At 74.3% G+C, this 20,771-nt stretch carries 17 protein-coding genes; 9 read left to right on the top strand and 8 right to left on the bottom strand.

The window, feature by feature from the left end:
* Positions 1–66: 66 nt before the first annotated feature.
* The gene (gene glgX / locus AB0D08_RS10985) at positions 67–2,184 is read right to left on the bottom strand and encodes a glycogen debranching protein GlgX (RefSeq protein ID WP_033819117.1); all 2,118 of its coding nucleotides are present in this window, start codon (positions 2,182–2,184) and stop codon (positions 67–69) included.
* A 542-nt stretch (positions 2,185–2,726) separates the two neighbouring features.
* Between glgX and AB0D08_RS10980 the strand changes: the two genes are divergently transcribed.
* The 3 genes from AB0D08_RS10980 (at position 2,727) to AB0D08_RS10970 (ending at position 6,086) form a co-directional block, all read left to right on the top strand.
* Positions 2,727–3,848 (top strand): SAV2148 family HEPN domain-containing protein, encoded by a 1,122-nt coding sequence (locus AB0D08_RS10980; protein ID WP_233288961.1) that lies wholly within the window; start codon positions 2,727–2,729, stop codon positions 3,846–3,848.
* Positions 3,849–4,013: 165 nt separating this feature from the next.
* A complete protein-coding gene (efeB, locus tag AB0D08_RS10975) occupies positions 4,014–5,246 on the top strand; it encodes an iron uptake transporter deferrochelatase/peroxidase subunit (protein WP_359887762.1) in 1,233 nt (410 codons plus the stop codon).
* Between the two features lie 138 nt (positions 5,247–5,384).
* On the top strand, positions 5,385–6,086 hold the full coding sequence (locus AB0D08_RS10970) for an exonuclease domain-containing protein (RefSeq protein ID WP_033819114.1): 702 nt from the start codon (positions 5,385–5,387) through the stop codon (positions 6,084–6,086).
* 51 nt (positions 6,087–6,137) lie between these two features.
* Here AB0D08_RS10970 and AB0D08_RS10965 read toward each other — a convergent pair whose 3' ends face one another.
* The 3 genes from AB0D08_RS10965 to AB0D08_RS10955 form a co-directional block, all read right to left on the bottom strand.
* On the bottom strand, positions 6,138–7,127 hold the full coding sequence (locus tag AB0D08_RS10965; RefSeq protein WP_359887758.1) for a polysaccharide deacetylase family protein: 990 nt from the start codon (positions 7,125–7,127) through the stop codon (positions 6,138–6,140).
* Between the two features lie 99 nt (positions 7,128–7,226).
* A complete protein-coding gene (locus AB0D08_RS10960; RefSeq protein WP_359887755.1) occupies positions 7,227–8,123 on the bottom strand; it encodes an aminoglycoside phosphotransferase family protein in 897 nt (298 codons plus the stop codon).
* A gap of 189 nt (positions 8,124–8,312) precedes the next feature.
* Entirely contained in the window at positions 8,313–10,532 is a 2,220-nt protein-coding gene (locus AB0D08_RS10955) for an MMPL family transporter (RefSeq protein WP_359887833.1), read from the bottom strand.
* Positions 10,533–11,064: 532 nt separating this feature from the next.
* Here AB0D08_RS10955 and AB0D08_RS10950 point away from each other — a divergent pair.
* The 3 genes from AB0D08_RS10950 (at position 11,065) to AB0D08_RS10940 (ending at position 15,573) form a co-directional block, all read left to right on the top strand.
* Entirely contained in the window at positions 11,065–13,227 is a 2,163-nt protein-coding gene (locus tag AB0D08_RS10950; RefSeq protein ID WP_359887752.1) for an MMPL family transporter, read from the top strand.
* A gap of 289 nt (positions 13,228–13,516) precedes the next feature.
* A complete protein-coding gene (locus AB0D08_RS10945; protein ID WP_033817632.1) occupies positions 13,517–13,720 on the top strand; it encodes a cold-shock protein in 204 nt (67 codons plus the stop codon).
* Between the two features lie 206 nt (positions 13,721–13,926).
* Entirely contained in the window at positions 13,927–15,573 is a 1,647-nt protein-coding gene (locus AB0D08_RS10940; RefSeq protein ID WP_359887750.1) for a DEAD/DEAH box helicase, read from the top strand.
* A 75-nt stretch (positions 15,574–15,648) separates the two neighbouring features.
* Here the strand turns inward: AB0D08_RS10940 and AB0D08_RS10935 are convergent, their stop codons facing one another.
* Positions 15,649–16,509: a helix-turn-helix transcriptional regulator gene (locus AB0D08_RS10935; protein ID WP_033822672.1), complete on the bottom strand. Its 861-nt coding sequence runs from the start codon at positions 16,507–16,509 to the stop codon at positions 15,649–15,651.
* Positions 16,510–16,634: 125 nt separating this feature from the next.
* On the opposite strand from AB0D08_RS10935, the gene AB0D08_RS10930 reads away from it, so the two are divergent.
* The gene (locus AB0D08_RS10930) at positions 16,635–17,654 is read left to right on the top strand and encodes a hypothetical protein (protein WP_359887747.1); all 1,020 of its coding nucleotides are present in this window, start codon (positions 16,635–16,637) and stop codon (positions 17,652–17,654) included.
* 33 nt (positions 17,655–17,687) lie between these two features.
* On the opposite strand, the gene AB0D08_RS10925 is transcribed toward AB0D08_RS10930, so the two are convergent.
* Positions 17,688–18,143: an RICIN domain-containing protein gene (locus AB0D08_RS10925; RefSeq protein WP_033822671.1), complete on the bottom strand. Its 456-nt coding sequence runs from the start codon at positions 18,141–18,143 to the stop codon at positions 17,688–17,690.
* A 102-nt stretch (positions 18,144–18,245) separates the two neighbouring features.
* Between AB0D08_RS10925 and AB0D08_RS10920 the strand changes: the two genes are divergently transcribed.
* Both AB0D08_RS10920 and AB0D08_RS10915 read left to right on the top strand, forming a co-directional pair.
* Positions 18,246–18,755 (top strand): hypothetical protein, encoded by a 510-nt coding sequence (locus AB0D08_RS10920; protein WP_359887744.1) that lies wholly within the window; start codon positions 18,246–18,248, stop codon positions 18,753–18,755.
* Between the two features lie 86 nt (positions 18,756–18,841).
* Positions 18,842–19,036, top strand: a complete 195-nt coding sequence (locus AB0D08_RS10915; protein WP_359887741.1) for a hypothetical protein — start codon at positions 18,842–18,844, stop codon at positions 19,034–19,036.
* 36 nt (positions 19,037–19,072) lie between these two features.
* Here the strand turns inward: AB0D08_RS10915 and AB0D08_RS10910 are convergent, their stop codons facing one another.
* Positions 19,073–19,807, bottom strand: coding sequence for a CbiX/SirB N-terminal domain-containing protein (locus AB0D08_RS10910; RefSeq protein WP_359887831.1), 735 nt, complete (start codon positions 19,805–19,807; stop codon positions 19,073–19,075).
* Positions 19,808–19,892: 85 nt separating this feature from the next.
* The gene (locus AB0D08_RS10905) at positions 19,893–20,714 is read right to left on the bottom strand and encodes an ABC transporter permease (RefSeq protein ID WP_359887829.1); all 822 of its coding nucleotides are present in this window, start codon (positions 20,712–20,714) and stop codon (positions 19,893–19,895) included.
* Positions 20,715–20,771: the final 57 nt, after the last annotated feature.

Raw genomic sequence — 20,771 nt, 5'->3', positions numbered from 1 at the left:
GTCCTGGTACGAATGGCGCAGTGCAGCGGTGGTGGCGGGGGGCGCCGGGGCCGGTGGTGGGGCGGCTCAGGCGGGCCGCTGGAGGACCAGCAGGGAGCGGTCGGCGAGCCACAGGGTGTCGCCGGCTTTCACCCGGGTGCCGGTGCCGGGGGCGGGCAGCACCGGCAGGGTGGTGTCGACCACCACCACCCAGGCCTCGCCGTGGCCGGCCGGGACGGTGAACTCCAGCTGTTCGGAGCTGGCGTTGAAGAGCAGCAGGAAGGAGTCGTCGACGATCTTCCCGCCGCGCCGGTCGGGCTCGGAGATGGCGTTGCCGTTGAGGAAGACGGTGAGCGACTTGGCGTAGCTGGTGGACCAGTCCCGCTTGGTCATCTCCTCGCCCGCGGGGGTGAACCAGGCGATGTCGGTCAGGTCGTCGTGGGTGCCGGAGACCGGGCGGCCGTGGAAGAACCGGCGGCGGCGGAACACCGGGTGGTCGCGGCGCAGCCAGATCATGCCCTGGGTGAACTCCAGCAGCTCGGCCTGCGGTCCGCGGCCCTCGGGCCAGTGCACCCAGGTGAGCTCGTTGTCCTGGCAGTAGGCGTTGTTGTTGCCCTGCTGGGTGCGGCCGAGCTCGTCGCCGTGCGAGAGCATCGGGACGCCCTGGGAGAGCATCAGGGTGGCGATGAAGTTGCGCTGCTGGCGGGCTCTGAGCGCGAGCACGGCCTGGTCCTCGGTGTCGCCCTCGGCACCGCAGTTCCAGGAGCGGTTGAAGGACTCGCCGTCCCGGCTGTCCTCGTGGTTGGCCTCGTTGTGCTTGTCGTTGTACGAGACCAGGTCGCGCAGGGTGAAGCCGTCGTGGCAGGTGACGAAGTTGATGGAGGCGATCGGGCGGCGGCCGTCGTCCTGGTACAGGTCGGAGGAGCCGGTCAGCCGGGAGCCGAACTCGGCCAGCGTCGCGGTCTCGCCGCGCCACAGGTCGCGGACGGTGTCGCGGTACATGCCGTTCCACTCGGTCCACAGCGGCGGGAAGTTGCCGACCTGGTAGCCGCCCTCGCCGAGGTCCCAGGGTTCGGCGATCAGTTTGGCCTGGGAGACCACCGGGTCCTGCTGGACCAGGTCGAAGAACGAGGACAGCCGGTCGACCTCGTGGAACTGCCGTGCCAGGGTGGCCGCGAGGTCGAAGCGGAAGCCGTCGACGTGCATCTCGGTGACCCAGTAGCGCAGCGAATCCATGATCATCTGGAGTACGTGCGGGCTGCGCATCAGCAGGCTGTTGCCGGTGCCGGTGGTGTCCTCGTAGAACCGCTGGTCCTTGGCGAGCCGGTAGTACGAGACGTTGTCCAGGCCGCGGAAGGAGAGCGTCGGGCCCAGGTGGTTGCCCTCGGCGGTGTGGTTGTAGACCACGTCGAGGATCACCTCGATGCCGGCCGCGTGCAGCGCCTTCACCATCGACTTGAACTCCTGCACCTGCTGCCCGCGGTCCCCGGTGGAGGAGTACGAGGAGTGCGGGGCGAAGAAGCCGATGGTGTTGTAGCCCCAGTAGTTGGACAGGCCGAGGTCGCGCAGCCGGTGGTCGCGGACGAACTGGTGCACCGGCATCAGCTCGATCGCGGTGACGCCCAGCTTGGCCAGGTGCTCGATCACCGCCGGGTGGGCCAGCGCCGCGTAACTGCCGCGGATCTCCTCGGGGATGCCGGGGTGCAGCTTGGTCAGGCCCTTGACGTGGGCCTCGTAGAGCACGGTGCGGTGGTAGTCGGTGCGCGGCGGCCGGTCGGTGCCCCAGTCGAAGTACGGGTTGATCACCACCGAGTGCATGGTGTGCGGGGCGGAGTCCAGGTCGTTGCGCCGCTCGGGGGCGCCGAAGTGGTACCCGTACACCGACTCGTCCCAGTCGATGTTCCCGCTCATCGCCTTGGCGTACGGGTCCAGCAGCAGCTTGGCGCTGTTGTGCCGCTGGCCGAGGCCCGGGTTGTGCGGGCCGTGCACCCGGAAGCCGTACCGCTGGCCCGGCTGGACGCCGGGCAGGTAGGCGTGCCGGACGAAGGCGTCCGTCTCGCGCAGCTCGATGGCGGTCTCCGAGCCGTCCTCCGCGATCAGGCACAGCTCGATCCGGTCGGCGCTCTCGGAGAACACCGCGAAGTTGGTGCCGGCTCCGTCGTAGGTGGCGCCGAGCGGGTACGGCTGCCCTGGCCAGACCTGCATATTCCCTCAACTTCCGTGTAGCGGACGGTCATTGGCGCCCACAGCCGGTGTTCCCGGCGGAGCCCCGCGGCATGTACCACCCGTCCGTACCGTGACGCACGGCACATGTCGCATACTCCCCAACGGCTGCCCGCAGACCGAACCCATTCACCACTTGTTCGCCCGAACGGGTGTCCGCTGGCCGAAAGTGACGGTGTTTCGACTCGCGTGACCGGTCTGTTGATCGGATCGTCGTGCCGCCAACGGGCTGCGCCCCGCGTGAGCGGGGCAGTACCCTTGATCGTCCGGCACGCCCACCGGACCACGTGCCGGCCCAGGACACCACCGGGGCCGCCACGGTTGAGACCGTGTCAGTGGACGGCCCGTCACCCCGGTGAGCGGAAGGCCGAGAGGTGAGGTGGCGCATGGGGTTCCCCGCCGACGGCCAGGGCGGGCCCGAGCAGGGCCCCCGGCGCAGCGAGGCGCCCACCCTGGTGATGCGGCCCTCCGGCGGCCCGCGCACCACCGTCCCGGGCCAGGCCGGCCCGGTCGAGGGCCCGCTGATGGCCTGGACCGCCGGCGAGTGGGAGAGCGCCTACCGCCGGGTCCGGCTGGCCGGCCGGGCCTACGTCTGGCTCAACCTGGTCGAGCAGAAGATGCGCGCCCTGGTCGACGTGGTGCTGCGCCCGCTGTACGCGCCCGCGCACGGCGAGGACTGGGTCACCGCCGCGGCCGGACCGGCCGGCGAGGAGTGGGTGCACCGGGCCGCCGCCGTCCGCGAGGTCAGCCGCCGCAAGGGCTACCTGCTCGACCCGGCCGACGACGACCCGCTGGTCTTCCTCACCCTGCCCCAGCTGCGCGAGCTGATGGTGCAGCACTGGCCCTGCTTCGAGCCGTACCTGGTGGACCGCCGCGAGGTCGAACTGGCGCTGGACGAGCTGGAGGTCGCCCGGCACGTGGTCTCCCGCAACCGCAGCCTGTCGCAGACCGTGCTCGACCAGACCGAGCGCGCCGCCGCCCGGCTGCTCGCGCTGCTCGACGGCGGCCACGGCGGGGTGCCAGCCGACGTGGTCGAGGAGCTGGTCGCCGGGCGCTACGCGGACGTGGTCGCGGTCCACGCCGACCGGGTCGGCCTGCAGCGCGAACTGCCGGTCGAGGATCTGCTGGACGGCGCCCGCCGGCTGGACGCGGTGGGCATCGGGCTCGGCATGCTCTGCCAGAACTACACCGGCAAGCGGCTGGTCCGGCTCGCCACCGACGGCTGCCGGGTCCGGCTGCTGTTCCTCAACCCCGCCTCCAGCGCCGTCCGCCGCCGCGAGCGCGAGCTCGGCATCGGCCGGGGCGAGCTGTCCCGCTCGATCGAGATGAACATCATGCACGTGCGCCGGGTCCGGGCCCGGCTGCGCGACCAGGGCGGGTTCGAGATCCGGGTCTTCGACGAGATGCCCCGCTTCACCGCGTACCTGGTCGAGGGCCCGCGCACGGCCGGGCCCGGCGGCCGCCGCCGCTCCACCGACTACGGCGTGGTCCAGCCCTACCTGCGCCGGGCCCGCGGCATCGAGTCGCCGGCCCTGGTGCTGCGCGGCGGGGCCGGGCAGGAGCCGGGCGGCACCGAGCCGGGCCTGCTGGAGGTATACCGGGAGGAGTTCGAGGGCGTCTGGGCGGACTCCAGGGCGGTCTCCTGACCTCGGGCGGGCGCCGACCGGCACCGGCCCCGGCTGCGGGCCTGCGCCAGGCGGCCCAGCGCGGGTTGCCGCCGGTGATCACCACGGATACCAACAGGTGAGCGGCGCGTCCCCCCGACCTGGACGGCCGCGGCCCGCACCTCCGTGACCCAGGGAGCCCGCCCGATGACCAGTCAGCCCGCCGCCGAGGCCGGCCCGGACCGCCGCAGCCTGCTGAGGACCGCCGCCCTCGCCACCGGCGCCCTCGCCCTGCCGGTCACCGCCGCCACGGCGGCCACCGCCGGCGCGGCCGAGCCGCCCCCGGCCGCCCGGCGGATCCCCTTCCTCGGGCCGCACCAGGCCGGGGTCACCACCCCGGCGCAGCCCTTCGCCACCTTCGTCGCCTGCAACGTCCAGGCCGCCGACCGGGCCGCACTCGAGCAGCTGCTGCGCACCCTGACCCGGCGGATCGGCTACCTCACGGCCGGCGGCCCGCCGCCCGACCCGGCCGGGGACAGCGGGATGCTCGGACCACTCGTCCCGGCGGACGGCCTCACCGTCACGGTCGGCGTCGGCGCCTCGCTGTTCGACCAGCGGTACGGCCTGGCCGCCGCCCGGCCGGTGCGGCTGACCGCGATGCGGGCCTTCCCCGGCGACCGGATGCAGGACGGCGCCACCCACGGCGACCTCTCGCTGCAGATCTGCGCGGACAGCCGCGACACCGTGCTGCACGCGCTGCGCGACCTGCTGCTGCACAGCGCGGGCGGGCTGCAGCTGCGCTGGCGGATCGACGGCTTCCAGAACGCCTCCCGCCCGGACGGCGCCCAGCGCAACCTGATGGGCTTCAAGGACGGCATCGCCAACCCCGACACCGGCTCCGACCGCGAGATGGACCGGCTGGTCTGGGTCGGCCCGGGCAGCGGGGAGCCCGCCTGGGCGGTCGGCGGCAGCTACCAGGTGATCCGGGTGATCCGGATGCGCGCCGAGGCCTGGGACGCCGTACCGCTCGCCGCCCAGGAGGCCGTCATCGGCCGTCACAAGGACAGCGGCGCCCCGCTCGGCGGCGCCGCCGAGACCGACCAGCCGGACTTCGCCACCACCCCGCAGGGCTCGCCGGTCCCGCCGGACGCGCACATCAGGCTGGCCAACCCGCGCAACCGGGAGAGCGCCGACAGCCGGATCCTGCGCCGCGGCTACAACTACGACCGCGGCGCCGACGCCACCGGCGGACTCGACCTCGGGCTGCTGTTCTGCTGCTACCAGCAGGACGTGGCCCGCCAGTTCGAAGCCGTGCAGACCCGGCTCGACGGCGAGCCGCTGGCCGCCTTCACCGTGCCCACCGGCGGCGGCTACTTCTTCGCGCTGCCGGGCGTCCGGGACGAGGAGGACTGGCTCGGGCGCGGCCTGCTGGCCGGCTGACCGCCGCCGTCCCGCCGTCCCGCCGTCCCGGCCGCCGGGCCGCCGTCCGTCCGCGAACGGCGGCCCGGCGGCCGGGCTGTCACAGGTGCAGGCCATGATGGAGCCCGTCACGGCAGCACAGACGGAAGGACGTGCCAGATGAGCTGGTGGAAGGGGCCACTGACCGGCTTCGACCTGGAGACCACGGGCACGGATCCGGAGCACTCCCGGATCGTCAGCGCCGCCCTGGTGGACACGCTGGGCGGCCGCACCGAGGCCGCCACCGGCTGGCTGCTCGACCCCGGCGTGCCGATACCCGCCGAGGCGACGGCCGTCCACGGCATCGCCGACGCCGACGCGCGCGGCCGGGGCCGCCCGGCCGCCGAAGGGGTGGAGGAGATCGCCCGCGCCCTGTGCGAGCGGCTGTCGGCCGGCCGGCCGGTGGTGCTCTTCAACGCCCCGTTCGACCTCTCGCTGCTCGACGCGGAGTTGCGCCGGTACGGCCTCCCGGGCCTGGCCGAGCGCCTCGGCGGCCGGGTCGGCCCGGTGCTGGACGCGCTGGTGATCGACCGCACCGTCGACAAGTACCGCAAGGGTTCCCGGACCCTGCAGCGGGTCTGCGAGGTGTACGGGGTCGAGCTGGCCGACGCGCACCAGGCGGGCAGCGACGCGCTGGCCGCGGTCCGGGTCGCGGTTGCGATCGGCGAGCGGTACCCGGCGCAGGCCGGGGAGCTGACCCCGGAGCAGCTGCACGACCGCCAGATCGACTGGTACCGGGCCTGGGCCGAGGGGCTGCAGGCCTGGCTGCGGCAGGGCAAGGAGCCGGGGGCGGTGGTCGACCAGCGCTGGCCGCTGCGCTGAGGCCGGCCCGGCGGTCCGCGGCGCCCCGGACGTCCGGCCGGCCGGAGGGTGTCAGGAGGCGGGGAAGTCGAAGCGGTAGCCCTGCGCGGTGAGCCAGGGCAGTAGTTGGGCGAGGGCCGCCACGGTCTGGCTGCGGTCGCCGCCGCCGTCGTGCAGCAGCACCACGCCGCCGGGCCGCAGGGTGCGCTGGACGTTGGCGACGATGGCGGCCACGCCCGGCCGGGCCCAGTCGCGCGGGTCGACCGACCAGCTGAGCGAGCGCATGCCGGCCGCGGCGGCGATCTGCTCGTTCTCAGCGGTGAAGTCGCCGCCCGGGGCCCGGAACCAGCCGACCTCGGCGCCCGGCCCCGCGGCCGCGGTGATCATGTCCTTGGCGGCGGTTATCTCGGACACCTGCCGGTCGTGCGCCAGGGTGTGCATCGGCTGGGGGTGGTGCACGGTGTGGTCGCACAGCCGGTGGCCCTCGGCGAGGATCCGGCGCACCGTCGCGGCGTAGGCGGTGGCGTTGGGGCCGATCTGGCAGAAGGTCGCGTGGGCGTGGTAGCGGGCCAGCAGGTCGAGGATCTGGCCGGTGGCGGGCCCCGGGCCGTCGTCGAAGGTGAGGGCCACCGTCCGGCCGCCGGAGGCGGTGGAGCGGATCAGCGCGGTGGCGCCCGCCGGCGGCGGCGCCTGCGGGGCGGAGGGCGTGGGGCTGCCCGCGGACGGCGTGGTGGTGCCGGGTGCCGGGGTGCCGGGCCGGGGTGCGGCGGGCCGGGTGGTGCCCGGCCCGGCCGGGGTGGCGGGCCGGGTGGTGGCGGGCGCCGGCGCGCTGCTCGACGCGGTGCCCGGGGTGGCGGCGGTGCCGGTCGGGGCCGGCACCGGGAGCGCGGACGGCGGGGCGGACGGTGAGGCGGACGGGCCCGAGGGCGGGGCGGCGGGCGTACCGGCGGCCCGGGCGGCCGGATCGGCGGCGCACCCGGCCAGCAGGGCGGGCAGCAGCAGGGCGGCGGCGGCCACGCCGACGGCACGGCGGTGCTGTGACAGCTGGTGCGGGAGCAGCAAGGTGACGACTCCTGAGGTCTCACCGGCCGCCTCGGGGCGGCCCGTTTCTGCCGCGTATGACGCCCGGCGTTCGGCCCCGGTTCCGCCGCCGGCGACCGCTCAGAACGGGTACCAGCGGACCGTGGTGTCGCCGGCCCGCAGCGAGTCGACCCGGCGGCGGAACTCGGCCAGCGCGGCGGGCGAGGCGGCGGCCTGCTGGGCCACCCAGGCGGCGCTGGCGGTCTCCCGGGCGCCGCGCAGGACCGCGAAACCGGGCCACTCCCGGACGTCCCAGCCGTAGGCGGCGGTGAACGCGGCGTACTCCTCGGCGGGGACGCCGTACCGGTCCTGGCTGAGCGCCAGCACCACCAGGTCGTGCTCGCGCAGGTCCTCGGCGACGTACTCCAGGTCGAGCAGGACCGGGCCGTCGGGGCCGAGGTGGACGTTGCGGGGCAGCGCGTCGCCGTGGATGAAGCCGGGTTCCAGCCGGGGTGTCAGCCCGGCGACGGCCTCGGCCGCCCGGATGCGGCGTTCGCGCAGGAAGCGGGCGTCGGCGGGGTCGATGTGCCCGTCGGCGGCGGCCAGCCAGCGGTCGACCGGGGCCAGCAGGTCGCGCGGCGGGAGCGCGAAGGGCGGTGCGGGCAGCCGGTGCAGGGCCAGCAGCAGCGGGGCCAGGTCGACCGGGCGGGCCGGGCCGGTGGCGGGCGGCAGCCGGTGCCAGAAGGTGACCGGGTGGCCCTGCGCGGCCACCGGCTCCGGCCGGTACGGGCGGACCACCGGGATGCCCCGGCCGTCCAGCCAGCCGGTGACCGCCAGTTCCTGGGCGGCCCGGGCGCCGAGCGCGGGGCCGCGGCCGACCTTGGCCACCACGGCGGGGCTGCCCAGGTCGAAGACGGCGTTCTCGCCGAGGGCCAGCAGGACGGCGTCGGAGGGGTCGGGCAGGTCGGCTTCGGCGCAGGCGGCGGCCAGCAGGGTGCGGGCGCGGGCCTCGTCGAAGGCGGCGGCGGGGGTGGTCATCGGGCGGCTCCGTCCGGGCGGGTGCCGCCCCATCCTGCCGCACGTGTCGGGCACGAACGGCGCCGGGCCCCGCGCGACGCGCGGGGCCCGTGCGGGGGTGGTGCGGTGCGGCGAGGTGGTGCGGGTCCGGCCGGCCGTCCCCGGTGCGGCCGGCCGGACCCCGGGATGCGGTTCCCCGGTGCGGGCGGGTCAGATCCCGGCGTGCTGCCGTTCGGCGGCGTGGCGGCCGGACGGCCCGGCGGGGGCCGGGACGGCCGGCGGCAGGCCCTCGCCGTGCGAGAGGTCGGGCAGCCAGGCCAGCCAGCGCGGCAGGTACCAGTTGCGCTCGCCGAGCAGGCTCATCGCGGCGGGCAGCAGCACGGCCCGGATCACGGTGGCGTCGATCAGGACGGCGACCGCGAGGCCCACGCCCATCTGCTTCATCGACTGCATGGACAGGGTGCCGAAGACCGCGAACACACCCACCATGATCACGGCCGCGCTGGTCACCACCCCGGCGGTGGACCGGATCCCGTACGAGACGGCCGCCGCGGTGGACAGGCCGCGGTCGTGCGCCTCCTTGATCCGGGAGACCACGAACACGTGGTAGTCCATGCTCAGGCCGAACAGGATGACGAACAGGAACAGCGGCACCCAGGACTCCACCGCGCCGACCCCGGCGGTGCCCAGCAGCGAGGCGCCGACGCCGTGCTGGAAGACCAGCGCCAGCACGCCGTAGGCCGCGCCGACCGAGAGCAGGTTGAGCACCACGGCGGTGACGGCGATGCCGAGCGAGCGGAACGAGGTGAGCATCAGTAGGAAGGCGAAGGCCACCACGAAGCCGAAGACCGGGATCATCGCGTCGGACATCTGCTGGTTGAAGTCGTGCGAGCCCGCGGTCTGGCCGGTCACCGGCGCCTCGGTGCCCGGCACCTTGAGCAGGGTCTGCGGCACCACCGAGGTGCGCAGCGCGCGCAGGGCGGCGGTGCTGGTGGCGTCGTTGCCGCTGCCGGGCAGCGGGACGTCGAGGGTGGCGACGTTCTGCGCCCGGTGGACGGTCAGCTGGATCGGGCCGTGCACGCCGGGGGTGGCGAGCGCCGCCTTCTGGAAGTCGGCGAGGGCCCGGGTCATCTCGGGGGAGCCGATGTCCCCGGCCTTGACCACCACGGTGGCGGGGGAGGGGCTGCCGGGGAAGGCGGCCTCGATCCGGGCGGAGGTGGCGACCAGCGCGTTGCCCTTCGGCAGTTGCTGCTGGAAGGTCAGGTTGGCGGTGTGCATGGTGAGCAGCGGCGCGGCCAGGCCCAGCAGCAGGCCGCCGGCCAGTACGGTGGCGGCGAGCGGGCGGCGCAGCACGGGGGTGAGCAGGGCGTTCCAGACCCGGCCGCCGTTGCCGGTGTCGGCGCCGCGCAGCCGGTGCAGCAGCGGGATCCGGCCCTTGTCGACCCGGTCGCCGAGCATCGAGAGCAGGGCGGGCAGCACGGTCAGCGAGCCGAGCACGGCGGTGATCACCACGATGATGGTGGCCAGTGACATGGCCTGGAAGTCGGCGATCCCGGTGAGGAACATGCCGGCCATCGCGACCACCACGGTGACGCCGGAGACCAGGACGGCCCGGCCGGAGGTGGCGGCGGCGATCTGCAGGGCGGTGGCGGCGTCCCGTCCGGCGGCCCGTTCCTCACGCTCCCGGCGCAGGTAGAACAGGCAGTAGTCGACGCCGACGGCGAGGCCGACCAGCAGCATCACCGAGCTGGCGTCGTCGCTGGTGTGCAGCAGGCCGCTGCTGAGCGCGACCAGGCCGCCGGCCGCGATGAACGCGGTGAGCGCGAGGACGACCGGCAGCACGGCGGCGACCAGCGCGCCGAAGGCGATCAGCAGGATGCCGAGCGCGAGCGGTACGGCGGTCCACTCGGCGCGGCTGAAGTCATTGGTGAACTGGTCCTGGAACCACTTGCCGGAGCTGGCCTCGCCGAACTCCTCGACGGTGAGGTCCCGGTGGGCGGCCTGCACCTTGCCGACGGCGTCGAGCAGGGCGGGCACGTTCTCCACCGCCTTGTCGTTGTCCCCGGCGACGGTGAACTGCAGCAGCGCCGAGTGGCGGTCGGCGGAGATCGCCCCGCTGTCGTACGGGCTGTGCAGGTCGGTGGCCCTGCCGGTGCCGTCGACCGCGGAGCGGACCTGGTCGACGACGGCGCGGAAGGCCGGGTCGTCGGCGGTCAGCGCGGCGCTCTGGACCAGGACGGTCTCGCCGGCGGGACGCTTGATCCCGGCGTCGTCCAGGATCTTGGCGGCGCGGGCCACCTCGCCGGGCATCGACTCCGACTGCTCGACCTTGGTGCTGCCGTGCAGTCCGCCGAGGTAGGCGGCGAGGACCACGAACAAGAGCCAGCCGAAGACGGCCGTCTTTCTGTGCCGGGCGCTCCAGGCGCCCATCGTCGCGGCGAGTCCGAGTTTCACTGCTGTGTTTCCCCCAGGGAGAGCGGCGGCGGTGCCGCCGGGAGCGGTCGCCGGCGGTGGTCCGGCGCGCTGTGGAAGCTGCACCACCGAGGCTAGGAACCGGCGTCCTCGAGCGACATCCGGCTTGCGGGGGAGCCGTCCCTGGGCCTTCCCCCACCCCCGTGGTGGGGTTTCCCCTACCTGCGTCCCCGGGATCTCCTCCTCGCGGGCGGACCCGGCTCCACCCTGAGGGGGAGGGATCTCCACCCGGAGCACGAGGTGTCGCCCGGTGTGCGCAGGTGAGGATGGTCAAGGGCCACCCCTAGGGGTGGTTTCGGGGCCGAGCGGCCCCGGCCCCTCCCGCGGTAACTCACTTGCCGGGCGGCAAGTAAATGCCCGTAGGATGCTGACCGTACTTACCTGCCGACCGGCTAAGGGCTGCCGTTGCCGCTCCCTGCCCGGTCCTGCCGTCGCCCGGTGTCCCGTCCCCCAAGGGCTGCGGTGAACCATGCCCAGGAGGCACACGAGCATGTTCCACCGAATAGGACGCTTCGTCGTCAGGCGGGCCTGGTGGGTGATCATCGGCTGGCTGGTCGCCGCCGTGGCCATCATCGCCACCGCCCCCGCACTGACCGCGCAGACCGACGAGAGCGCGTTCCTGCCCAAGCACTACGAGTCCATCCAGGCCTCGCAGGTGCAGGAGAAGGCGTTCCCCGCCAACTTCACCCCGGCCGCAATGGTGCTCTTCGAGCGCACCGACGGCGGCAAGCTGGACGACGCCGACAAGGCGGCCATGGCCAAGGTCGTGCAGGGTCTCACCGACCAGCACGTCAAGCTGGTCGAGACGATCCTGCCGGTCAGCGACCAGTCCACCTCCAAGGACGGCCGCTACGCGCTGTCCATGGTCGGCATGGAGAAGAACTCGGCGCACAAGCCCGAGGCCGCCGACTCCGCCAAGGAGCTGCGCGAGGGGGCCAAGAAGCTCGCCGAGGGCAGCAACCTCAAGGTGCAGCTGGGCGGCCAGTCCGCCCAGAACCTGGACCAGCAGGACTCCTCCAAGCTGGCCAACATGCTGATCGGCGTCGGCACCATCGTGATCATCCTGCTCACGCTGGGCATCATCTTCCGCAGCCCGATCATCGCGCTGCTGCCGATCCTGTCGATCTTCGTCTTCTCGATGGTCGCCAACGGCCTGATCGCCGACGCCAGCAAGGCCTTCGGCCTCAAGGCGGACAGCTCGGTCTCGGCCATCCTGATCATCGTGCTGTTCGGCGTCGGAACGGACTACTTCCTGTTCCTGATGTTCCGCTACCGCGAACGGCTGCGGGCCGGTGACGACCGCAAGGAGGCCGTGGTCAACGCGGTCGGCCGGGTCGGCGAGGCCATCGCCTCGGCGGCCGGCGCGGTCATCGTGGCGTTCAGCGTGCTGCTGCTCTCCAGCCTCGGCATGTTCCAGGCACTCGGCCCCTCGCTGGCCATCGCGGTCTTCGTCACCGCCCTGGCCTCGGTCACCCTGGTGCCGGCGATCCTCTCGCTGATCCCGGAGAAGGTGCTGTTCTGGCCCTCCAAGGCCTGGCAGAAGGAGCCCGCCAACGCCCGCTTCGCCGCCATCGGCCGGACCGTCGAGCGCAAGCCGCTGCTGGTCACCCTGGTCTCCGGCGCGATGCTGGTGGTGCTGTCCTTCGCCGCCTTCGGCTACAAGGGCACCTTCGACCTGGCCTCCGGCTCGATGCCGAAGACCAAGGAGTCGATGGTCGTCCAGGACACCCTGATGACCGCCTTCTCGGCCGGCGCCGCCGACCCCAGCCACGTCTACGTGGAGAGCAGGACCGGCGCCAAGCTCGACCCGGCCGCGCTGACCGGCTACATCGGCGAGCTCGGCAAGGTGCCCGGGGTGGCCCAGGTGGTCGCCCAGCCGCACCTGAACGCGGACGGCACCGTCGCGGACATCACCGTCATGCTCAAGGACGCCCCCGCGACCAACCAGGCCATCGACACCATCGACGGGCTGCGCAAGGTCGCCCACGGCTCCGCGCCGCAGGGCAGCGAGGCGAAGGTCGGCGGCATCACCTCGGTGTACAAGGACATCAACACCGCGATGGCCCGCGACTACTCGCTGGTCTTCCCGGTCGCCGCACTGCTGATCATGCTGATCCTGGCGCTGCTGCTGCGCAGCATCGTCGCCCCGTGGTACCTGATGGCGGCCGTCGGCCTCGGCTTCGGCGCCACCGTCGGCGCCACCAGCCTGGTCTTCCAGAAGATGCAGGGCGAGGCCGGCCTGATGTTCATGCTGCCGATGTTCATCTACCTGTTCGTGGTGGCGATCGGCACCGACTACAACATCCTGATGATCGCCCGGCTGCGGGAGGAGGCGGCCGAGGGCCACAGCCCGCGCAAGGCGGCGGGTCTGGCGCTGCGCCACGGCGGCCCGACCGTCGCGGCGGCGGGCAGCATCCTCGCGCTGACCTTCGCGACCATGCTGCTGGCGGGCAACTCGCTGTTCAGCCAGATCGGCTTCTCAGTGGCCTTCGGCATCGCGGTGTCGGCCTTCGTGATGGCGATGTTCTTCACCCCGGCGCTCACCGCGCTGCTGGGCCGCGCCGCCTGGTGGCCGGGCCGGACCGAGCCGTCCGCCGTGGCGCCGGACGCCGGGGCCGAGGGCAGGCGACTGGAGCCGGCCGGCCGGAGCTGAGCCCGACCCCGCCGCACCAGGGGGCACCCGGAACCCGTCCGGGTGCCCCCTCGCCGCGGCGGGCAAACATGGTGTGACCAGGGAAACGTTCCGATCACCATACGGATCGGGCGTGCTACAGTCGACGCAGTTGCAGTATTGGTTCCCATGAACGTGTGTGTGCGCCTGCTGGTACCAACCAACAGGCGCATTTGTTTTGTCCGGTGTTTTGTCTCCGGATGGGGATCGCGGCTACTCGGGGTCCACGAGGTGTGGGCCCCTGACGCCCCAGTGAAAAATGGAGACGGTTATGGCTACCGGCACCGTGAAGTGGTTCAACAGCGAAAAGGGCTACGGCTTCATCGAGCAGGACGGCGGCGGCGCTGACGTGTTCGCCCACTACTCGAACATCCAGTCCAACGGCTTCCGCGAGCTCATCGAGGGCCAGCAGGTCGAGTTCGACGTCACGCAGGGCCAGAAGGGCCCGCAGGCCGAGAACATCCGCACCATCTGAGAACGGCTTCCAGCCGACTCACCAGTGCTGCGCGAGGGCCCGTACCGCAGGGTGCGGGCCCTCGCCCATGCCGCCGAACGGCCGGGGCGGCGCACTCCACTCCTCCGACGGCCGACCCTCCCCCAGCCTCCGGCCGGGGGTGCCCACCAGGGCCCTACCGCCACGGCAGCCGCCGTGGCCGTCGGCCGAGCAGGATTTGGAGCACCATGACCGACCCCGCACGCACCCAGCGCACCCGTACCGGCGGCGGCGGCCGCCCGCCGCGCCGCCCGGCCGGCGCCTCCCGGCCCCGCGGCGCCACCACCCCGCGCCCGTCCGAGGAGTTCACCGTCGTCCAGGGCACCCCGGCGCGCCCGCCGGCGGCGAGCTTCGCCGAACTGGAGATGCCGAAGGCGCTGCTCACCGCGCTCGGCCGGGAAGGCGTCACCGAACCCTTCCCGATCCAGGCCGCCACCCTGCCCGACGCCCTCGCCGGGCGCGACGTGCTCGGCCGCGGCCGCACCGGCTCCGGCAAGACGCTGGCCTTCGGCCTGCCGCTGCTGGCCCGCACCGCCGGACAGCGCGCCGACTCCCGCTACCCGCTGGCCCTGGTCCTGGTGCCCACCCGCGAGCTGGCCCAGCAGGTCACCGAGGCGCTCAGCCCGTACGCGATCGGCCTCAACCTGCGGATCACCACCGTGGTCGGCGGCATGTCGATCACCCGCCAGTCCAACCAGGTGCGCCGTGGCACCGAGGTCCTGGTCGCCACCCCCGGCCGGCTGGACGACCTGATCAACCGCGGCGACGTCCGGCTCGACCACGTGAAGATCACCGTGCTCGACGAGGCCGACCAGATGGCCGACATGGGCTTCCTGCCGCAGGTCGCCAAGCTGCTGGAGCAGGTCGCCCCCGGCGGGCAGCGGATGCTCTTCTCCGCCACCCTCGACCGCAACGTCGACCGCCTGGTGACCCGCTTCCTGAGCGACCCGGTCACCCACTCGGTGGACCCCTCGGCCGGCGCGGTCACCACCATGGACCACCACGTGATCCAGATCGACCCGGCCGACAAGGCCGAGGCGACCGCCCGGATCGCCGCCCGCGAGGGCCGCGTGATCATGTTCGTGCACACCAAGCACGGCGCCGACCGGCTCGCCAAGCAGCTGCGCGCCGCCGGCGTGCAGGCCGCCGCGCTGCACGGCGGCAAGTCCCAGCCGCAGCGCAACCGCACCCTGGACCAGTTCCGGGAGGGCCAGGTCAGCGCCCTGATCGCGACCAACGTCGCGGCCCGCGGCATCCACATCGACGGCCTCGACCTGGTCGTCAACGTCGACCCGCCGATCGACCACAAGGACTACCTGCACCGCGGCGGCCGCACCGCCCGGGCCGGCGAGTCCGGCACCGTGGTCACCCTGGTGCTGCCCGAGCAGCGCCGCGAGGTCTCCCGGCTGATGACCACCGCCGGCATCCGCCCGACCGTCACCAAGGTCCGCCCCGGCGACGGCGAGCTCCACCGGATCACCGGCGCCCGCACGCCCAGCGGCGTCGCGGTGCTGCCGATCCTGGCCCCCACCCAGGTGGCGGCCCAGGCCGCGGCCGCCGCCGGCGCGGCGGCCAAGGCGGAGGGCCAGGGCCGCCGCCGTCCGCAGTCCAAGCGCTCCGGGCTGCCCAAGGACGTCGACCTGAACGGCAACCCGCGCCGCCCCCGCCCCAAGCAGCGCCTCGGCGCCACCGCCGCGGGCCGCACCGAGGCCCCGGGCGGCCGCCGCCAGGCCGCCGGTTTCATCGGCAAGTCCTCCGGCCGGGCCCAGCCCGGTTCCGGCACGAAGTCCGGCTCCAACTACGGCACCGGCCGCCAGCGCCGCAAGTCGGACTGACCCGCAGCACCCCGCAGCACCCCCGCAGGGGCGCCCGACCGTCCGACGGTCCGGCGCCCCTGCGGCGTCACGGGCTCAACGGGCGGCGGCCCGCTCCGTCCCGGCCGGGGCCAGCAGCCGCACCCGGGCCGCCGTCCCCGCCTCCCGCGGCGAGAACACCACCAGCTCCAGCTCGCCGGGCGCGCTCAGCACCACCTGGTCGAAGTGGAGCGGACCGAGCACCTCGTGCTCCAGGTCCTTCTCGACCCCGGCCCGCTCCTCCACCTGGTGCTCGTCCAGCCACCGCCCGGCCTCCGGGAAGCACGCCCGCAACCGCTCCAGCAACGCGGCGATCCGCCGCCCGCCCGGCGAGGCGTCGCCGCCGCGCTCCGCGTACACCGTGCGCAACTGCGCGAGCATCCGACGGGCGTGCCGCTCCCAGTCCACCGCCCGCCGCCGGTGCACCTGGCTGGCGAACACCACCCAGGCCAGGTTGCAGTCCTCCGCCGACCACCGGGAGAACTCGAACAGCGCCTCCGCCTCCGGGTTCCAGGCCCGCACCGCCCAGTCGGCGTCCACCAGGAACGCCGGGAACGGCGACTGCGCCCGCACCATCCGCACCAGCGACTCGGGCAGCTCCACGGCCGGCTCCACCGCCGGGGGCTGCGCCTGACAGCCCGCCAACCGGAACAGGTACGCGGTCTCCGCCGGGTCCAGCCGCAGCGTCCTCGCCAGGCTGGACAGCACCTCCGACGACGGGTTGATGTCCCGCCCCTGCTCCAGCCAGGTGTACCAGGTCACCCCGACCCCGGCGAGCAGCGCCAGCTCCTCCCGGCGCAACCCCGGCGTCCGGCGGCGCACCCCGGGCGCCATCCCGACCTCCGCCGGGGTCAGGCGGGCCCGGCGGGTCCGCAGAAAGTCCGACAGCGCCTCCCGGCGCACCTCCGTACCGGTCATACCATCCCCCTGGTCAACCTGTTCCTGGTAGCCGGACTACCAGTATCGCCACGAACTGCCGGGCACCTCGGCCCGCGAGGAAGCTGAGTGCGGACGAACCGCCGGTTCGTCAGATCCTCGCACTGATGGGACATCAGATGAGCACCCGTCCGATCCGGGCCGCACTGGTCGCCGCGGCCACCGCCGCCCTGCTCGCCGGTGCGGCCCTGCCGGCCGCCGCCGCCGGCGCCCACCCCTGCTACCCGGCGCTGCTGACCGGGCACGGCGACACCCTGGTCCCCGAGGGCGCGACCTGGGACCCGCTGCACGGCCGCTTCCTGGTCGGCTCGCTGCGCCACGGCACCGTCCAGAGCGTCGCCCCGGACGGCTCCACCCGGACCCTGGTCGACGACCCCGACCTGGTGACCGTGGTCGGCCTGCACGTCGACGCCGCCCGCGGCCGCGTCCTGCTGGCCGACGCCGACACCGGCGGCTCGGTGCGCTCCACCCCCGGCACCACCTACCGGCGGGCCTGGGTCGGCGCGTACGACCTGACCACCGGACGCCGCCTGTTCCACGTCGACCTGGCCGCGGTCGCCGCCGACGGCGGGCCGCACGTCGCCAACGACCTCGCCTTCGGCCCCGACGGCACCGCGTACGTCACCGACTCCATGGCGCCGGTGGTCTACCGGGTCGGCGTCGACGGCAGCGCCTCCGTGCTGGTCCGCGACGACCGGCTGGCGAGCCCCGCCGGGACCTTCGGGCTGAACGGCATCGTCTGCGAGGGCGACACCCTGGTGGTGGGCCACTACCAGGGCGGGACGCTGTGGCGGATCCCGCTGTCCCGGCCGTCCGCCGTCGAGCAGATCCGGGTCGCCGGGGCCGACGGGCGGCTGGTCGGTCTGGACGGCCTGCTCGCCCGCCCCGACGGCGCCGTCCTCGGCGTCACCAACGCCGTCGGCGGCACCGGGCACGACGCCGAGGTCGAACTCCGCTCGTCCGACGGCTGGCACACCGCGCGACTGACCTCCGTGCGGCCGTCCGCGGACATCGCGCCCACCGCGCTGACCCCGGGACCCGACGGCCGGGTCTACCAGCTCTCCGGCCGGGTCGACCTGGCCGTTCAGGGCACCCTGCTCGACGAGTTCACGCTCCGCCGGGTGTGAGCCGCCCCGCGGCCCGGCGGCCACCGCCCGCCGTCAGGCCGGCTCCAGGCGCCACCACTGGGCGGGCGTGTCGGTGTCCTCCCACTGCCGCACCGAACCGTCCTCGGCGGCCTCCATCACCTTGCCGCTGACGAAGGCGGTCACCGTGAACGTGCCGGGGGCGTCCACGTGCCGCTCGAACAGCCACTCCTGGGCGCCGAACGCGTTGGCCGACCACTGCTGCAGCGGCACCCCGTCGTCGGTCCTGGCCCCCGTCACGTCCAGCCGCTTGCCGCTCACCGCGTTCTCCAGGTGGCACAGCCCCGAACCCGGGTGCACCGCCGAGATCCGCCACACCTGGGCGTCGGTGCCGTCGTCCGGCGCGTGCCGCACCTTGGCGCCGTGCCGGTTGCTGCCGCCGGCCACCTCCAGCAGCAGCCCGCTGCCGACGTTGCGCAGCCGGTACCGTCCGTCCGCCACCGGTCCGCGCCCCTGCGCCGCCCGTCCCATCGCCCCGACCCCCAACATCCCTGGCCCCAGCATCCCTGGCCCCGACCTCCCTGGTGCGGCCGTCCGCGACCACCGTACGCCCGGCGGCACTAGGCTGGCCGGATGGATCTCGGGGAGCGGCTGGACCGGCAGGAGCGCGGGCTCGACACCCTGCTGGACGCGCTCGCCCTCAGCTGGCAGGACGAAGCCGACGAGCGGGTGGCCAGGCTGGCCGAACGGCAGCCGCACTACCCGCAGTACCACCGGATCGGGCACAAGCGGCAGACCGTCCGGCGGGCCCTGGAGGGCGACCGCGCGGCGGCGGTGCGCCACTACGACCAGGTGCTGGCGGTGCTGCTGCTCGAGGACGACCCCAGCTCGCCGCGTTGGCTCGCCGCCGCCCTGGTCGCGGCGGCCGGCCGGCGGCGGGTCCTGGAGAGCCTGTTGCACGCCGCCGAGGCGGGGACCCCGGACCAGCGGCGCTGCGCGGCGCACGCCTGGCGCTGGGCCGAGCCGCCCCTGCGCTACCCGAACGAGCGGGCCCGCCTTGAGGGCCGCCCCACCGCCACCAGCCGCGCGGAGCGCGACGCGGTTGCGGACCTGGAGCAGCGCTTCCGGGCCGCAACGGGCTGAACCGAGCGGCGCGGATCGGCTGCCGTACGCCTGCGTCCGCTCCTGTGCGCCGTCACCCGGACCGGTGGCTCGACGGGATGGGTGCAATGCGTCTGCCTCTGTCCCGGCGCGGCCCACCGGTGATGGACACGGTCCCGCGGCGGGCCTCGGAGCGAGGGGTCGGCCCCACGGCGACCGTGCGGGAGTGGATCGAGGCGGCCGTCGCGGACGAGGCGGCGGTGGTGCCGCTCAGCGTGATCACCGCGGCGGTGGCCGAGTACCGGCACCGCCGGGCGTCCTGAGCCAGGTGTGCCAGGTACGCCGGGTGCGCCGGGTGCTCAGGCGCTGAGCGCCGTCGGCGTCCGGGCGGCGGCCGCGGCGTGGTCGTAGCGGTGCAGCAGGAGGGTGGCGATCTCCGGGGCGGCGCCGAGGACGTCGGCGGTGAGGTCGGCGCCGCAGGCGGCCGCCGCGGCGGTGATCCGGTCCGGCAGCAGGCCGGGGGCCAGCAGGTACGGGGCGACCGCGACCCGTTCGACGCCGGGGGTCGCCCGCAGGGCCGCGACCGCGTCCGGGACGTGCGGCGGCACGGCCGAGGCGTGGGCGGTCCGGACGGCCGCCCAGCCACGGGTGCGGCGCCACAGCTCGGCGACGGCGAGGGTGGCCGCGTTGGCGGCCGGGTCCGAGGAGCCCGCCGCGGCCAGGACCACCCCGGTCCGCGCCCGTTCGGCGGCCGAGGCGACGGCCGGCCCGGCCTCGGCGAGCCGCCGGTCGAGGGCGTCCAGCAGCAGCGGGGACGGGCCCAGCACGTCGGCCACGGGCAGGTCCGCGCCGGCGGCCCGCAGCGCGGCCGGGATGTCGCTCTTCGCGTGGAAGGCCCGGCCGAGCAGCAGTGGCACGGCGACCGCGGCCCGGCCGTCGAGCCGGCCGGTCACCTGCGGGATCCGCGGCGCGCAGTGGTCCAGGTAGGCGGTGGCCACCTCCAGCGACGGGCGGGCCGCCCGCACCAGGGCGACCAGCCCGTCGACGGTGGCGGCGTGCCGCGGGTCCCGGCTGCCGTGGGCGATCAGGACCATGACGGGACCGCCCGCCGCCGGGCGGGCGGGGCGGGTGCGGGGGAGGGGGAGGGCGGTCGGCCGGCCGTGGATCATCGGGGGGACCTCAGCGGGTGGTGACGAGCAGGCCGCGGCTGCGCAGGACGCGGCGTTCGATGGGGGTGAAGATCAGTAGGTCGATGGCGACGCCGACGACCAGGATCAGGATGATGCCGAGCAGGACGCCGGACATGTCGGAGAATTCGCGTTGGTTCTCCAGGTAGCGGCCGAGGCCGACGCCGAGGTCGGGGGAGGCGGCGATGAGTTCGGCGGCCATCAGGGAGCGCCAGGAGAAGGCCCAGCCCTGTTTGAGGCCGGCGAGGTAGCCGGGGAGGGCGGCGGGCAGCAGGATGTGGCGGGCGCCGGTGAGGCCGGTGGCGCCGAGGGTGCGGCCGGCCCTCAGGTAGATCGGTGGGACCTGGTCGATGCCGGAGATCAGGCCGTTGGCGATGGAGGGGACGGCGCCGAGCAGGATGACGGCGTACATCGCCGAGTTGTTGATGCCGAGCCAGATGACGGCGGCGGGTACCCAGGCGACCGAGGGCAGTGACTGGAGGCCGGAGAGGACCGGGCCGAGTGCGGCGCGGACCGGTTTGACGCGGGCGACGAGCAGGCCGATCGGGGTGCCGATGGCGACGGCGGCGAGGAAGCCGGACAGGCCGCGCCAGAGGCTGGTCCAGATGATCGAGAACAGTGTGCCCGCGTACCAGAGCTTGGTCAGTGACTGCCAGACCTCGCCGGGGCTGGGGAGTTTGTCGGTGGTGGTGAGTTCCAGGGTGACGGCGAGTTGCCAGGCGGCCAGGACGAGCAGGATGCCGAGGACCGGGGGCAGTGCCTTGGCCCGTAGCACGTGGGTGAGGGGGGTGCGTTGGAGCTGGACGGTTTCCAGGGCGTGGGGGCGGGGGTCGGGCCGGTGGGCGTCGGGGGGTGGGGTTAGGGGTGTGGT

The sequence above is a fragment of the Kitasatospora sp. NPDC048540 genome (assembly GCF_040651175.1).
Lineage (GTDB): Bacteria > Actinomycetota > Actinomycetes > Streptomycetales > Streptomycetaceae > Kitasatospora.
Note: the sequence above shows the minus strand (reverse complement) of the source record. Positions and strands in the feature narration are given on the sequence as shown.